Annotated in this window: 5 protein-coding genes; 1 reads left to right on the forward strand and 4 read right to left on the reverse strand. The window is 64.2% G+C overall.

The window, feature by feature from the left end; translation table 11 throughout:
• Position 1: 1 nt before the first annotated feature.
• The 4 genes from ACFSOZ_RS28670 to ACFSOZ_RS28685 all read right to left on the reverse strand — a co-directional run bounded on the left by ACFSOZ_RS28670 (position 2) and on the right by ACFSOZ_RS28685 (position 11171).
• A complete protein-coding gene (locus ACFSOZ_RS28670; RefSeq protein ID WP_379103579.1) occupies positions 2–1036 on the reverse strand; it encodes an ABC transporter permease in 1035 nt (344 codons plus the stop codon).
• Positions 1037–1262: 226 nt separating this feature from the next.
• Positions 1263–2918 carry an ABC transporter substrate-binding protein gene (locus ACFSOZ_RS28675; RefSeq protein WP_379103581.1) on the reverse strand — a complete coding sequence of 552 codons (1656 nt, stop codon included), beginning with the start codon at positions 2916–2918 and terminating at the stop codon, positions 1263–1265.
• Positions 2919–3185: 267 nt separating this feature from the next.
• Positions 3186–9239: a translocation/assembly module TamB domain-containing protein gene (locus ACFSOZ_RS28680; protein WP_379103583.1), complete on the reverse strand. Its 6054-nt coding sequence runs from the start codon at positions 9237–9239 to the stop codon at positions 3186–3188.
• Between the two features lie 3 nt (positions 9240–9242).
• On the reverse strand, positions 9243–11171 hold the full coding sequence (locus ACFSOZ_RS28685) for an autotransporter assembly complex protein TamA (protein WP_379103585.1): 1929 nt from the start codon (positions 11169–11171) through the stop codon (positions 9243–9245).
• Positions 11172–11444: 273 nt separating this feature from the next.
• Between ACFSOZ_RS28685 and ACFSOZ_RS28690 the strand changes: the two genes are divergently transcribed.
• Positions 11445–16943, forward strand: a complete 5499-nt coding sequence (locus tag ACFSOZ_RS28690) for an alpha-2-macroglobulin family protein (RefSeq protein ID WP_379103587.1) — start codon at positions 11445–11447, stop codon at positions 16941–16943.
• Positions 16944–17027: the final 84 nt, after the last annotated feature.

The following is a 17027-nucleotide window of genomic DNA, read 5'->3' on the forward strand; positions in this document are numbered from 1 at the left end:
CCTACTGAACTCTGATACGCGGATTGAGAAACGCGTAGCCGACATCGGAAATAAGCTGGGTGATCAGGACGATGAACACCGAGACCAGCGAACAGCCGAGCAAAAGGTCGATGTCGTTGTTGCCGGCAGCCTCAACCAGCGTGTAGCCGAACCCTTGGTAGCGGAACATCACCTCGACGATGACGACGCCGGTGAGCAGCCAGGGAAATTGCAGCATGATGACCGTGAAAGGCGCGATCAGCGCATTGCGCAATGCGTGCTTGACCACGACGTTGCCAAAGGAAAGCCCCTTTAGCCGGGCGGTTCGGATATATTGCTGCGTCATCACCTCGACCATCGAGGCGCGGGTCATGCGGGCGATGTAGCCGATGCCATAGATCGCCAATGTCATGACCGGCAAAGTGAAATTGTAAAAGGTAATGCCCTGGCTGGCCGAAGCCGCCGAGCCGTTCAGCCAGCCGAGCCATGAGGCGAAGATGACGGTGAAGATGACGCCCGACACGTATTCGGGTGTCGCCGTCGACGCAATCGAGGCGACCGATAGCACCCGGTCGGTTCGTGACCCTTCGCGCATACCGGCAAGGATACCGATCAACAGCGAGACCGGCACCATAACCAGCAGGACGCAGAGCATCAGGATGCCGGTGGCGCTAAGTGCCGGAAACAGCTTCGACGCCACAGTGGTCTTGAACTTGGTCGAGCAGCCGAAATCGCCCTGCAGAATGCCGGAGAACGTCGGCACGAGCGGATCGTTGCAGAAGGAAAAACGCTGCGCCGGCTTGCCCGTCGCGGGATCGGTCACCGGCTGCTTGGGCATAAGGCCGAGCCATTGACCGTATCTGACAAAGAAATTCTGGCGATAGCCATGTTCGGCCAGCCAGCTTTCCAGCTGCTCGGCTGAGGTATGCATTTCGGTCTGGCTGATCGCCAGCTTCTTCAGGTTCGGATCGAGATTGATCAGGAAGAAGACGACCATCGTCAGGCACAGCATCGTCAATGCCATGGTGCCGAGACGCCTGATAACGAAAGAAAGCATGGCGGTCCCCTGCCGGTCTGGTTGGGGTTGAAGCCTGCTGGAAACCACCTCCGCCGCCACGGCAGAACTGGCTGTCAAACAGGCCCTCGAATGCGATCAACTCTGTTTTATTGCACGACCATGTCCGAAGAGTCCGCAACATTTTTTGCTGCGCCGACTTCCGATTTTGGAACCATGCAAGAGCGCAGGGAAAGGGGCAGATCGCCCCTTTCCCTGATCGCCCCGATCAGGCCTGGTCGAGCCAGATCTTGCCGTAGTCGCGCTCGAACGTCGGATGCATCTTGTAGTTCTTAACAGCGGCAACCGAGTGGCTGTAGAGCTTGCGCCAGTAGGGCTGGATGATGATGCCGGAATCCTGCAGGATCTGCTCGATATCCTTCATCATCTCCTTGCGCTTGGCCGCGTCGGCAACCGAAAGCGCGGCGTTGAGCTTGGCGTCCCAGTCAGGGTTCGACCATGCACATTCGTTCCAGGCTTCACCGGTGCGGTAGGCTAGCGCCAGAACCTGGACGCCGAGCGGCCGCATGTTCCAGTTGGTCATCGACAGCGGATACTTCAGCCAGTCGTTCCAGAATGTCGAGCCCGGCAGCACCGTGCGCTTCACCTTGATGCCGGCGTCGCGCAACTGCGCGGCGATGGAATCGCCGGTGTTCTTGTGCCAGTCCTCGTCGACCGTGATCAAATCGTGTTCGAAGTCGGCCTGGCCGGCTTCCGCCATCAAGGCTTTCGCCTTGGCCGGATCGCGGGTGAGCTTCGGCAGCTCGTAATATTCCGGATGGATCTGGCAGACATGGTGGTTCTCGGCGACCGAGCCGGCATTGCCGTAACCGAGCTGGAGGACGACATTGTTGTCGACGCCGAGCTGCAGTGCCTTGCGCACCTTCTCGTTGTCGTAAGGCTTGTTGTTGACGTTGGTGCGGCAGACGATGGTTGAGGCGGTGACGACTTCGGACTTGACCAGGTTCATGCCGTCGAGGATCGACACGTAGTCGGCCGAGGTCTCGAAATTGGTATGCACTTCGCCGGCCTCGAAGGCGCTGACCATGGCGGCCGGATCGGTGCCGTAGTCGATGAACTCGATACCGTCGAGATAGACGTCACCGTCCCACCATTTGTTGTCGGCGCGGCGCTTGTAGACCACCTTTTGGCCGACGTCGTAGGAGACGAGCTCGAACGGACCGGTGCCGATCGGGCAGGCTTTGAAATCGCCGCCCTTTTCATCGAAGGTCTTGTGGACGACGAGAGCGACATAGTCGCAAATGCCGGGGATGATCGAGATGTCGGGCTTGGTCAGCGACAGCTTGACGGTCATGTCGTCGACCTTGGTGACCGCGCCTTCACGCAGCTTGCCCGCCTTGTCGTCGAACAGCGTGCCGAGACGGCCGGGCATCGAATTGCCTTCGGCACCCTTCTCGCCCCAGCGGTTGAAGTTGTGCACCACGTCGTCGGCGGTGAATGCATCGCCGTTGTGCCAGGTAACGCCCTTACGCACATGCAGCACGTATTCGGTGGCATCGTCATTGACGTCCCAGGACTCGAGCAGATAGGGGCGGAACGTATATTCGGTGGTGTATTTGACCAGCGGCTCGAGCGCCTGACGCTCGGCATTGGCGATTTCCGACCAGTCGGACTTGCGCGGATCCTTTGGATCCTTGATCCACTGGGCGACCTTCAGAATGCCACCCTTCTTGGGGGCATCTTCGGCTCTCGCCTCGATCGGCACGGCAAGACCGAGCATGCCGTAGGCCATCGCCGTCGAGGCGCCGAAGACGCTGGCCAGCGCCAGGAATTCGCGGCGATCCACCTTGCCGGCCTTGGCTTCCTCAGCCATCGCCAGGATGTGGTCGGGAACGCGATCGCCGTTACTCTTGTAAATTGTCATGACTTAACTCCCATTGTTGGCTTTCCGCCTTTTAACATTCCGCATCCGGGCCATGATGTCAAAGACGGCATGGATTGGGAACATGTACAGGAATGTGCAACTTTGGAGGGGGAGCGGTTCGCGTGATAACGACAGTCTTGGCGCAAAATTGCTACTGCCCGACGGATTCCTCTGGAATCTCGATAGTCCATTAAACTGAGACATTTACTGAAGGCCGGACAGCGCCAGCCTGGAGCCTTCATGGGGCCAAAAGCCCCCATCGAACTATCAATATTCCTTCTCGTAGAATATGCCGCCCTTGGCTTCACCGGCATCGTTGGCCTCGCCGCGCAATTTGACGCCGCGCCCGACATTGAGGTCGATGGTCGCCTTGCCAGATCCTGGCTTGTCGCCCTTCTGGATCGTCACATAGGTGCGGTCGTTGAGATACTTGCCGGCCGAAACCGCCGTGCCGCCCTTGTCGTCCGTGGTGACATCCAGATCGTCGACGCCGATGGCGCTGCGCAGGTTTTCAAGCAGCGACGTCGAACCGCCGACGCCGGCCAGTTGCCCGGCCGCTTCGGCGAGCTGGGCGATCTGCAGCGGCGACAGGTTCGACATCGAGCGGCCGAAGATCAGCTGCGCCAGCACCTCGTCCTCGGGCAGCGCCGGAACCGAGGAGAAGGTGAATTTCGGATTGGTCGCCTCGCCCGACACCACGATGGTGACGGTTGTGCTGGTCGTCGTCGTTGTCGCCGTCAAATTGAGGTAGGGCACCAGCGAGCCGGAGAAGCCGACCGTGCCTTCGGTGAAGGTCAGCCGCTTGCCAAGGATCGACAGCCGTCCGCGCTGCAGTGTGAAGGTGCCGACCGCGTGCGGCGACGATGCCGGCCCGGTCAGCCTGAGCGAGCCGCCGAGTTCGGCATCGACGCCCCTACCCTGGATGAAGATCTGGTTCGGCGCATTGACCGTGACATCGAGGCTGAGGCCGCTGCCGCCGCCACCGCCGCTGGTCGTCGGCGGACGCAGCGCCTTGTCCTGCGCCCGCACGGCGCCTGGCGCATTCTTGTGCTTGACGTCGAGCGCCGAAAGCGAGCCTGGCAGCTTGTCAGGAACCGTGATCACCGTCTTGGCGAGATTGACGGTGCCGGCAATCACCGGTGCCGATGTCAGTGGCCCCTTGATCGTCAGGTCGCCGCCGAGATTGGCGGTCACCACCCGGCCGTCCGTATAGCGGCCGTCAACGAGCTTGATCGACAGATCGGCCGGAAACCCTTGCGCCGGGTTGATGCCGACGGTGCCGCTGGCCGACAGGCTGCCGCGCGTCGACAGCGTGCCGGTCAGCCGGTCGATCCTGGCAACGCCGCCGCTGATCGAAACGTCGACGGCGAGATCGTTGACCGCAAGGCCCGAGCGGGCGTCGACCAACCGCGCTCCCGAGGCGCTGACGCTGCCGCCGATGACAGGCGATGTCGCGGGACCCCGAACCTGCACGTTGACATTGGCGGTTCCAGACAGCGACAGCCCTTGCGCGGCGAGCTTCTGGCTGAGTAGCCCGAAGGGCACGGCGCCATTGAAGTCGAGCACCAGCGCCGGCGTCCCTGCCGTCGTCACGGTGCCGCCGCCCTTGACGCCAAGGCCGGCTCCATCGCTGACATTGGCGTTGAAGGTCAGCTTGTTGGCGGCGAAGGTGCCGGAAGAAGAAACACCCACCGCGCCGATACCGGCGCCGCGGGTCTGCGACGTCTGCACGCCGGCGGCGTCGATGTTGAAGGCAATAGCGGGGCTAGCCGGCGCACCCGTCACCTTCACCGTGCCCGAGATTGAACCGGCGGCATCGAGCCCTGGCGAGAAACTGTTGGCCAGCGACATCGGCAGCCGCGCCAGTGTCGCGTTGATGTCGAGTGCCTTGCCCACCTTGCCGGTCACCGTCGCCGTGCCGCCGCCGAGGTTGAGCACCAGACGGTCCAGCGTCGTCGTGCCATTGGCAATGCTGACGGTCGAGGCCTGGGCGATGGCTGCCTTGATGCCCTGGACCGTCGCCTGGCCTGACGCGAGCTCGATGGTGGTCGTGCCATTGGCCATTTTCACCCGGCCCGTGGCCTTGGCCGGGATGCCCTTGACGGTGGCGCCGCCGGAGAAGCCGGTCCAGTCGCCGTCGCGCTTCAGGTCGACATCGATGCCGCTGATCACGGTGCCGCCGGAGATGACCGTGTCGGCGCGGATCTTTCCGGAGATCACCGGTGCCGCGAGATAGTTGGCGATCAGCGCATCGATAGAAACGGCCTTTGCCTGGAGGTCGCCGCGCGAGATCGATGCCGTCGCCGCCTTGATCGCCACTTGCGGTGCGGTGCCATTCTTCGAGAAAGCAATGGTGCCGCGCACATCGCCCTCGGCCTTTTCCAGCGCAAGCGCCGCGAGCGGACCGATGTCTGGCAGGTCGAGCGCGACGGTGCCGACCGGCACGAACTTCTCGTCCAACGCCAGGTCGCCGGAAATCCTGTTCTTGCCGAGCGACAGCAGCAGACCATTAATGGCGCTCTTGCCGTCAGCCGTCGCCAGCACCGCACTGCCTTGCAGTGCCTGGCCGGCGACGTTGCCGGTCAGCTGCACATTCGCCGCCGGATTGGCGGCATCGGCCTTGCCGGTGGCGGTGAGCTTCAGCCCGGTGATCTCGCGCGCCGCCACCAGCAGCCGGTCACTGTCGACCGTCAGCGACAGATCGGGCGCAGTGGCCGGCCCCTGCGCATTCAGGGCGAAAGCAATGGCGCCCTTGGCGTCCTTCGACAGCAGGGAAATATCGCTCAGAGCGCCCTTAATGTCGGCGGCGACCTTGTTGTCGGCGAGGCTGGCTTGGCCCTCGGCGGTCAGCGCGCCCGAGGTCAGCTTCAATCCGTCGACATTGACATTGCCGGCAGCATCGCGCTTCAGCACAGCGCTCAGTTCCGCGCGTTCGGCAAGCACGCCGCGCACCGCGGCCGGCAGTGCCGCGGAAGCCGCGTCGGCTTTCAGATTGAGGTCGATGGCGCCGTCGGCCAGCGATACCCGACCGCTAAAACCGCTGTTCAGCGCATCGCTCGTCACCGAGCCGCTGTCGATGGTGACGGCGTCCGTGGCGAGGCTGCCGGCAACCTTGGCCGTCACCTTGCCGGCAATCAGCGGCGCGACGGTTGGATTGTCGAGGCCGATCCTGTCGGCCGACACGGTGCCGGAAATCGGTCCCGTCCGGGTCTTCAGATCGAAGGCATCGGAATGCAAAGCGACCGCGACGCCTTCGACCTTGGTCAGATTGGTTGCGACCGAGGGCAGCGTCGCCGAAATATCGAGCCGCGGCTGCATGCCCTGCCCGGCAGCTTTCACCGAAAGCGCCTGCAGTTCGAGCTTGATCGGGCTTTCAGCACTGCCCAGCGTCAGCGGCAGGCTCGGACCGGAGGATGTGAGATCGAGGACGAAATCGCTGGCGCCATTCGGATTGAGGGTGCCCGTCGCCTTGCCGGAAATCTTGTCGCCCGTAAGCGTCGCATGGTCGAGAGCGACGCCGCCGGCCATGGTGTAGCTGCCGGCCGCGTCAACAGCCATCGGCCCGAGCCCAGCCTGGCGGGTCTGGCTGGTTTCGACGCCAGCCAGTTGCGCGTTGAACCGAACCTCGGGCACAGATGGCGACCCGGTCACTCGCGCAGTACCGCCCAGCGTGCCCACGGCATCGAGACCGGGTGAAAAATCATTGGCAAGGGCCGCCGGCAGTGCCGAGAATTCCGCTGCCAGGTCGAGCACCTGACCCGCGGTGCCGGACAGCGTCACCGAACCGCCGCCGACATCGAGCGCCAGTTTTTCGATGCTGGTCGTGCCATTGGCGATGGAAACAGTAGAGGGTGCCGCGATCGCGGCCTTGATGCCGCGAACCGTGGCTTCGCCAGAAGCAATCTCGACGCTGGTCGTGCCGTCAGCGATCTTCACGCGGCCGGCAGCTGTTGCGGGGATGCCCGCTATGGTGGCGCCGCCGGTAAAATTGGTCCAGTCGCCGTCGCGCTTCAGGTCGACGCCGATGCCGCCGATTTCGGTGGTTCCGGAGGTGACGCTGTCGGCCTTGATCGAGCCGGAGATCGCCGGCGCCTTGAGATAGTTGGCAATCAGCGCATCGACGGTGATGGCCTTGGCCGTCACTTCGCCGCGCGCAATCGACGTGCTCTTCGCGTCGATGGCGACCGAGGGCGCGTCGCCATCCCTGGCGAAGCGGATGGTGCCGTCGATATCGCCCGTCACCGCCTGGCCGGCGAGCGCGGCCAATTGGTCGATAGCGGGCGCGTCGAGCGTCAGCGTGCCCAAGGGCATGAATTTGTCATCCAGCGCGAGGTCGCCCGAGACCTTGTTGTCGCCCAGCGAGACCAGGAAGCCATTGATCGAACGCTTGCCCTCGCTCGTCACCAGCGCCGCCTTGATGTCGAGCGGCTGGTCGTTGACGGAGCCGGTCAGCGAGACATTGGCGGCGGGGCTGGCGATGTCGGCCTTGCCGCTTGCCGTCAGCTTGATGGTCTTCACGGTGCGGCCCGAGGCCGTCAGGCTGTCGCTGTCGGCGGAGACGGTGAAATCCGGCGCCGTCCTGGCACCGCTTGCCGACAGCGCGAAATCAATGCCGCCGGCAACCGGCACGCCGACCATCGGCGACAGCACTGAGACGTCGCCCAGCCTGCCCTTGATGTCGGCTTGGATGTCGCTGCCTTGCGCGCTGGCGGTTCCGCTGGCGCTCAGCGTGCCGGAGGTAAATGAGATCGAGTTGGCGGCGAAAGATCCCTGCGGATCGCGGGTCGCGGCGGCCGAGAACTTCACCCGGGCGCCGAGCACCGAGGCGATCTGCGGCGGCAAGGCCGTCGCCACCGCATCGGCATTCATCTTGAGCTGCATCGACAGATCGGCAAGCGCCACCGTCGCCGTCAGCGAGGCGTTGACCGCATCGGATCGCAGCGTGCCCTGGTCGATGGCAATGGCGTCCTTGCTGATCGATCCGGCCAGATCGACGTCGACCTTGCCGGTGATCAGCGGCGCCAGTGTTGCCACGTCGGTTTTGAGGCCGCCCGCCTCCAGCTTGACGGTAACCGGCCCGGCGCGGTTCTGGATGTCGAAGCCGTCGGAATGGATCTGCGCCGCCAGATCGTCCAGCCGCGTACCGCCAGCCACGATCGAAACGAAGGAGGCGCCGATGTCGATGATCGGCGTCTTGCCGTCACCGAACGCACGGGCGGTGGCGCCCTTGATCGCCAGCGTGATCGGCTGCGCCGTGCTGCCGACGCTGATCACCACAGGCGCGCCTTTGGCGGCGAGTTCAACCGACAGATCGCTGCCACCTTTCGGATCGACCATGCCGGCGGCCGTTCCGTGCATTGCATCGCTGTCGATGCTGGCATGCTCGATATCGACGCCGCCGGCGGCAATCGCCGTGCCCGCCACATCGAAGCTGGTCTTGCCGGCAAACAGCGGCTTCAGATTTTCGGGCAGGAAGCGCTCGAACTCACCGTCGCCCTTGGCCTCTACATGGCTGCCCTTGTCGGTCGACTGGTGGCGGCCCGTCAGTTGAGTGACGATCTTGCCGTCGACTGTGAACGTGCCGATGCCGTTCCAGTTGGCGAGCGGTCCCGTGCCCGAGACGGTTATGTCGACCGGCGGCGTATCGGGCAGCTTGAGCAGATTGGCGATGATGCCGCCTGCCGGCTCCGAGGCCTTGAGGTCAAGGTCGAGCCTGTTGTCTGCTGGCGCAAAGTGGATGTTGGCGTCGACATTGCCTTGCTTGCCGTCATGGCGGGTGATGTTGAGCGTCGTCTCGATCGCCAGCGGCGCGGCGTCGGCCTTGAGCATCCCCTTGGCGGCAAGTTCGGCAATGCCGCTGCCGGCCAGGTCCTGGCCGAGTGCGATTTCGGGCAGGTCGATCTGCTTGATGTCAAGCGAGACCGGCAGCGTCGTCGTGCCGCCGCTCTGCGCTGGTGGCGTGCTGGCCACCGGCAGCCGTGCCAGTTCGATGCGCTCGGCCGCGATGCGCTCGGCGCTGAAGCTTTTCGACAGCAGCGCCAGCGGCGACCAGTCGACGGCGACCTTGCGCGCCACCAGCCAGGCGCCTTCGCGGTCCTCCAGCACGACATGGTCGACGCTGAGCGCGCCTGACCAGATGCCGTCGATGCCGCTGACGGTGATCTTGCTGTCATCGCTCGATGCCAGCCGCGAAATGATACCGGCGAGATTGTCGCGCCCACGCTCGGTCTTGGTCAGCACCACCAGCGCGCCGATCGCTCCGGCGATCACGATGAGTAACGTGTAGAGGACGATGCGAAGGATGCGCCTGAATGTCTTCATGGCTTAGAACGCCTGTCCGATGCCGGCATAGATGCCGAAATGCGGATCTCCGGGGTCGCGGTTGAGCGGCACGGCGGCGTCGATGCGCAGCGGCCCGAAGGGCGTGACATAGCGCAGGCCGACACCGGCGCCGACCTTGACGTCGGAGAAGTTGGGAACCGACCTGGTCGACACCGTGCCGGCATCGATAAATGGCACGATGCCGATCGTGTCGGTGATGCCAATGCGCATTTCGACCGAGGTTTCGAAGAAGGACAGGCCGCCGATCGGCTGGCCGGTAGGATCCTTGGGACCGATGCCCTGATAGGCGTAGCCGCGCACCGAGCCGCCGCCGCCGGAATAGAAGCGCCGGTCGGCCGGCACATTCTGAAGACCGGTGCCGACGATCGAGCCAACCGCGACGCGTTCGGCCAGCACGAACTTCGAGGCCGAATCGAGCGACTGATAGGCCGATCCCTCGCCTTTCAGCTTTAGGAATGCCGCGCCATTCAGAATGTCGTAGCTGGGCTCGGCATAGGCGAGCACCCGGAAGCCGCTGGTCGGGTTCAGCCGGTTGTCCCTGTTGTCGTAGACATACTGCAGCGGGATGCTGGCGATCAGGTATTTGTGCTTGCCGAAGGCATCGTGGATCCGCGAATAGTCGAGCGAGACTTCCGCCGACACCGTCTGCGTCTTGGTCAGTTCGTATGACAGGCCAGTGCTGCCCTTGATCGAGAAATGATCGTAGGCGTCCGGATGCTCGAGCACGGTCTTGAGGCTGGCGAAGAATTTCGATGCCGGTCCGATCACGCCGGGCTTTTCGAACATGATGCCGGCATTGTAATTGAGCTGGCTGAGATCATTGCTGCCGATGCCGCTGATGGCGCCGTCGATGCGCAGCTTTTCAGCCCGGCCAAACAGGTTGCGGTGGCCCCAATAGCCTTCCAGGCCGAGGCCTTCGGTGTTGGAGAACGTGCCGCCGACGCCGAAATAGCGCGGCTTGCGCTCGCTGACCTGGACGCCGATCGGAATGTTCCCGTCGGCATCGAGCTTGTCGGCTTCCTTGAACGTCACGCTGTTGAAGACCTCGAGCGCCAGCAATCGGTCGCGCGCGTCGCTGATCTCTTGCGGCGAGTATTGCCGGCCACGCTTGAGGCCGGTCATGTATTCGGTGAAGTCGCGATCGACCTTCTCGGTGCCTTCCACCGTGGTGTCGCCATAGCCGGCGACCGGCCCGGCGGCGACCGTCAGCGTCACGTCGAGCGTCGAGGTGGCATGGTCGGCGACGATCTGGCGGTCGGTTACCTTGGCCAGCGGCCTGCCCTGCTCTTTCAGTGTCCGCACGACCAGCGCCTCGGCCTTGAGCACGGCGCCGGAACCGGCGTCGCCGCCGGCGATCAGGCCATAATCGGCGCTCATCAGCCCGGCCGCGTCGCCCTCCAGCCGGACATTGCCGAGAGTGAATTTCGGCCCGCTGGCAATATCGATGACCACCGGGACCGGTTGCGGACCCTTGAATTCGGCATCCGGCGGCAAATCGTCGAGCGGCTTGCCGTCGATGGTGATGGTGACGACGCCCTCGTAGCGGGCATCGGCATAGAGCGCGGCGACCAGCTGTTCACGGTCGCTGCGCGCCTTGGCCATCAGCCCGAGCGAGCCGGAAACCGGGCGCTCCTCGTCACCTTTCAGCGTCGAGGCGTTTTCGAGCTTCTTGACGAGATCCTTGTCGGCATCGGGCGCGGAGATGGTCACGGCATAGCGCATGGGATCGACGATGTCGGCGTCCTCGTCCTTGGACGCCCCCCACAGCTTGATGCCGAAAAGCTCGAAAGCGGTGGCATTTCCGGCCTCGGCGACCAGTGCGGTCGAGCAGAGCATGGCCAAAAGCAGGGCGCGCGGAAGCACACGCCCTGGCGCGGTACCTCCTGACATCTGCTCTTCATGCGCCGGCATTAAGACAACCTAGATTGAAAAACTAAAATTGGAATGAAGTTCTGAAGCGCTCGTAAAGGGGCCACAATCCAATTGTCTGAAATAGGCAGGGCTTGGAATTCACACCTTCTGCGTTGCCGCAAGAAAGCGTGATCCCCTGTCCTATGGAGGTACTACCGGTCATCGGCCGGAAAGGAAACCGTTGGCAGGCGGAACCCTGCCGCGTCCGTGTGTTGACAAGCCTGACTGATGCTTGATCATGCCTTGGACGTCAGCAGTGTCTGGGAGGGTGTTATGGCAATGCGCGCGGCTCGTGGTCTGTCGATCCTGATTCTTCTCTTTTTCGCCTGGGCCAATGTCTTAGCCTGGGGAGGTGTCGCGCAAGCGGCCGAAGCCCGAAGAATCGCGACAACGGACAATTCCGATTATTTCGGCTTTGACCTCAGGTCCGACCAGAATGTCACGCTCGACCAGTGCAAGACGACATGTCTTGGCGATCCGGCCTGCCGCGCCTTCACCTACAACACCAAGGCCAAATGGTGTTTCCTCAAATCCGACTACAATCAGCTGAAGCCGTTCAACGGTGCGGTCGCCGGCAAGGTCGTCAACATCGATGGCGACCCCGACATCGGCGCGCCGCCGGAACTCGCCTTCTTCCCCAACTGGATGGCCGATCAGGCGCAGCAATACCGCAACAAGCTGCTCGGCCCGGCCTATGACAAGCCCACCGAAGGGCTGACGGCGCTGACGAATGCTGCCGAGCAGGCCGTGCTGACCGGCGACCATCGCTCCGCCATGCTGAAATACGAGGCCGCGGTCTCGGTGCTGCCCGACAATGGCCAATTCTGGCTCAACCTGGCGCGTGAAACGCTGGCCGTGCAGCCCGCCGCCAACACCTCCGAAGCGTCCACTTTGCCGGCGAACGGCACTTCGGCCGCTTTCAATGCCTACAAGCTGCTGCGCACCACCAAGACGCGCGCCGACGTGCTGGCGCTGCTCGGGAACGGCCTCGACAAGCGCGACCTCTACCGGCCGGCGCTGCAGGCCTATGAAGCCAGCCTTGCGCTGGTGCCTTCGCCGGCGGTGCAGGCCGATTATTCCGATCTGAAGGCGCGCAAGGGTTTCCGCGTCATCGACCACACCGTCGATGCCGACACCAGTGCGCCGCGCATCTGCGCGCAATTTTCCGAGGATCTGGTCAAGACGGGCGTCGACTACGCCCAGTTCGTCACCGTCGACAACGCGCCGCCCAAGGGCGTTGAGGCCAAGGACAAGCAGATCTGCGTCGAAGGGCTGGAGCATGGCCAGCATTACGACGTCACATTCCGCGCCGGCCTGCCGGCCGCCATTGGCGAGGTGACCGCCGCCCCCGTGGTGCTGTCGATCTATGTGCAGGACCGGGCCCCCTCGGCCCGCTTCACCGGCGACAGCTTCGTGCTGCCGGCCGGCGCGCGCCGCGGCATTCCGGTCGTCACCGTCAACATGAATGCCGCTGAAATGAAGCTCTACCGCATCGGCGACCGCTCGTTGGCCCAGCTGCTGTCGGGCTACCAGTTCCTGCGTCAGCTCGACGGCTACGATATCTCCAACATTTCCGAGCAGATGGGCGAGCCGGTCTGGCAAGGCCAGCTCGACATCGCCAATGATCTGAACAAGGAGGTCACCACCTCCTTCCCGGTCGACGAAGCGCTGCCGCAGCGCAAGCCCGGCGTCTATGTGCTGACCGCCCAGACCGTCAGCGACAAGAGCGACGACTACAACTCGATGGCCACGCAATGGTTCGTCGTCTCCGACATCGGCCTGTCGACCTATACCGGCCAGGACGGGCTCAATGTCTTTGCCCGTTCGCTGGGCAGCGCCAGGCCGATATCGGGTGCCGAACTGACGCTGGTTGCCAGGAACAACGAGGTTCTCGGCACCGCGACCACGGATGCGGACGGCCACGCCGTCTTCAACCCCGGCCTGACGCGTGGCGACGGCGGCATGGTGCCGGCCGTGCTGATGGCCAAGCAGGGCGACAATGATTTCGTCTTCCTCGACATGGGCCGGGCCGGCTTCGACCTGTCCGACCGCGGCGTCACCGGACGCCCGGCACCGGGCGCGCTCGACGTCTATGCCTGGACCGAGCGCGGCATCTACCGCGCCGGCGAGGATGTCCATGTCGCGGCCCTTGCCCGCGATGGCGCCGCCAAGGCGGTGGAGAACCTGCCGCTGACCTTCATCTTCTCGCGCCCCGACGGCGTCGAGGACCGCCGCATCGTCAGTGACGGCGCATCGGCCGGCGGCCATGCCGTCGACCTGCCGCTCGAGCCCAACGCCATGCGCGGCACCTGGTCGGTGTCGATCTACACCGATCCCAAGCAGCCGGCGGTTGCCAGCCAGATGTTCCTGGTCGAGGATTTCGTGCCGGATCGCATCGAATTCGACATGACCGCCGACAAACAGGAGATCGCGCAGGGCGAAACCGCCAACATCAACATTGACGGCCGCTTCCTCTATGGCGCGCCGGCGGCAGGCCTCGCGCTGGAAGGCGAATTGACACTGTCGACGTCCCGCGATTGGGACCGTTTCCAGGGCTTTTCCTTCGGCCTCGCCGACGAGCAATCGGCCGAACCCACGGTCACCCCCCTCACCGATTTGCCGGTGGTTGGCGACGACGGCAAGGTGACGTTCCCAGTCTCCGTCGAGCAACTGCCGTCGACCACCAAGCTGGTCGACGCCAAGGTGACGGTGCGCATGCGCGAAACCGGCGGCCGCGCCATCGAGCGCTCGCTCAACATCGGCATCCGCCCGCAAGGCCATATGATCGGCATCCGTCCGGATTTCGCCGACGGTGAAGTGCCGCAGGGCGGCACGGCCAAGTTCAGCCTGATCGCCGTCGATCCGGACGGCAAGCGTGAGGCGCTGAAAGGCGCGCAGTGGACGCTGGTCAAGGTCGAACGCAATTACCAGTGGTACCGCTCCAACAATTCCTGGAACTACGAGCCGGTCACCTTCACCAAGTCGATCGCCAACGGCCAGGTCGACCTCAGCGCCGACGGCGACGCAACGGTGTCCGTACCGGTCGACTGGGGCCAGTACCGGCTCGAGGTCGAGACCTCGGATCCCGAGGGTCCGGCGACCAGCTACGAGTTCGATGCCGGCTGGTATGTCTCCTCGACCACCACCGAAACGCCTGACGGCCTCGAGATCGCCCTCGACAAGGACACCTATGCCGCCGGCGAAGTGGCCAAGCTCAAGGTCTCGCCGCATTTTGCCGGCGAACTTCTGATCAACATCGGCTCCGACAAGCTGCTGAAGACCGTCACGGCAACCGTGCCGGTCGGCGGCAGCACCATCGACATCCCGGTCGGCGACGACTGGGGCGCCGGCGCCTATGTCACGGCAACCCTGTTCCGGCCGGGCGATGCGCAGGAAACGCGCATGCCGGCCCGCGCCATCGGCGTGAAATGGCTGAAGGTCGATCCGGGCTCGAAGAAGCTCGCCGTCACCCTGACGCCCCCGGACAAGACCATGCCGCGCCAGCAGCTGTCGATCCCGGTTTCCGTAGCCGGCGTGCAGCCGGGCAGCAACGCCTATGTCATGGTTGCCGCCGTCGATGTAGGCATCCTCAACCTGACCAACTACAAGGCGCCGGACCCGGAAAACTGGTTCTTCGGCCAGCGCATGCTGGGCATGGAAATCCGCGACCTCTACGGCCGCCTGATCGATGGTTCGCTGGGTAACACCGGCAAGCTCAGGACCGGCGGCGACGGCGCCAACATGCAGGCGCAAGGTAGCCCGCCGACCGAAAAGCTGGTCGCCTTCTTCTCCGGCCCGGTGCAGCTCGATGCTGACGGCAAGGCGCGGATCGACTTCGACATTCCGCAGTTCAACGGCACCGTGCGTGTCATGGCTGTCGCCTGGACCAAGGAAGCGCTCGGCCATGCCCAGTCCGACGTCATCGTGCGCGATCCGGTGGTGATCACCGCCGGCTTGCCGCGCTTCCTGGCGCCTGGCGACGCCGCCGTCATGCGCCTCGATGTCGCCGACACCGATGGCCCGGCTGGCGACTATGCTCTGTCGATCGAAACGACCGGCGACCTGTCGACGGGCGACAAGCCCCTGCCCCAGAAGCTGACGCTGGCTCAGGGCAAACGCCAAACCCTGACCGTGCCGCTGATCGCGCAGACGGCGGGCAACGCCTCGCTTACCATCAAGCTCGCCCACGCCGATGGCACGAAGGTCGAGCAGACGCTCTATGTGCCGGTGCGTCCGGCGCAATTGCCGGTCACCACCCGTCTGGTGGTCGACCTCAAGGGCAATGGCGGCGCGCTGCGCGTCGACAAGGAGCTTTTGGCGGCAAGCCTGCTCGACGGCGCCTCCGTCAGCGTCGGCGTTTCGCAGGCCGCCGCCTTCGACGTGCCGTCGCTTTTGATGACGCTCGACCGCTACCCCTATGGTTGCGCCGAGCAGACCACCAGCCGTGCCATGCCGCTTCTCTACGTCAATGAAATGGCGTCCGGCATCGGCATGGCCAGCGACCCTGACCTGCATGGCCGTATCCAGGATGCCATCTACAAGGTCCTGAGCTACCAGGCCTCGGCCGGCAGCTTCGGCCTGTGGGGTCCGGGCTCCGGCGACCTCTGGCTCGATGCCTATGTGACGGACTTCCTGACCAGGGCGCGCGAGCAGAAATACGACGTGCCGAGCCTGGCCATGAACCAGGCGCTGAGCAATCTGCAGAACTCGCTCGGCTACGACCAGAGCGTACAGGACCGTGGCAGCGAGATCGCCTACGCCCTCTACGTTCTGGCCCGCAACAAGAAGGCCTCGATCGGCGATCTGCGCTACTATGCCGACACCCAGCTCGAAGCCTTCTCGAGCCCGATGGCGGTTGCCCAGCTGGCGGCGAGCCTTGCGCTCTACGGCGATACGCCGCGCGCGGAATCCACGTTCCAGACCGCCCTGCAACTGGCCAGGTCAGCCACCGAGTACGACTACTACCGCTCCGACTATGGCTCGCCGCTGCGAGACGGCGCGGCGATGCTGGCGCTGGCGGCGGAATCGAAGCCGGTGCCGAAGATCGTGCCGGAGCTGATCAAGCTGGTGACCAGGGAACGCGCGCAAGCCCGCTGGACCAGCACACAGGACGATTCCTGGATGCTGCTGGCGGCCCGTGCGCTGAAGGAAGGCAATGATACGATCACGCTGACCGTCAATGGCGCGCAGCATGCCGGCGGCTATTCCGACCAGATCAACGGCAGCGACCTGGTCGACAGCCCGCTGACCATCGCCAACACCGGCAAGACCCCGCTGCAGGCCGTTGTCACCACCGTGGCGTCGCCGATCCAGCCCTTGCCGGCCGGCGGCGACGGCTTCACCATCAGCCGCACCTACTACAAGCTTGATGGCACCGAAGCCAATGTCACCGAGGCAACCCAGAACGAACGCTATGTCGTCGTGCTCAAGGTCAACGAGCAGAACACCTGGCCTTCGCGGTTGCTGATCACCGACCTGTTGCCGGCCGGCTTCGAGATCGACAATCCGGGCCTGGTCTCCAGCGCCCAGTTGACGAACTTCTCCTGGCTGGCGCAGACCGATGCCGCCCATCTCGAATTCCGCGACGACCGTTTCGTCGCAGCGTTCAACCCGAGCGACGGCGACCACGACCACAATCTGACCCTCGCCTATGTCGTGCGCGCGGTGACGCCGGGCACCTACGCCCATCCGGCGGCGACGGTGGAAGACATGTACCGGCCGCAATATTCGGCCCGCACCGCCACCGGCATGATGGAGATCAAGGCGCCGTAGGGCGGCGATGGTAGCGATCATGAAAATGGCGAATGTGCCTACGAGAGCCTCCTTCTCCCCGTCACTATACGGGGAGAAGGTGCC

The sequence above is a fragment of the Mesorhizobium newzealandense genome (assembly GCF_042682145.1).
GTDB lineage: Bacteria > Pseudomonadota > Alphaproteobacteria > Rhizobiales > Rhizobiaceae > Mesorhizobium > Mesorhizobium newzealandense.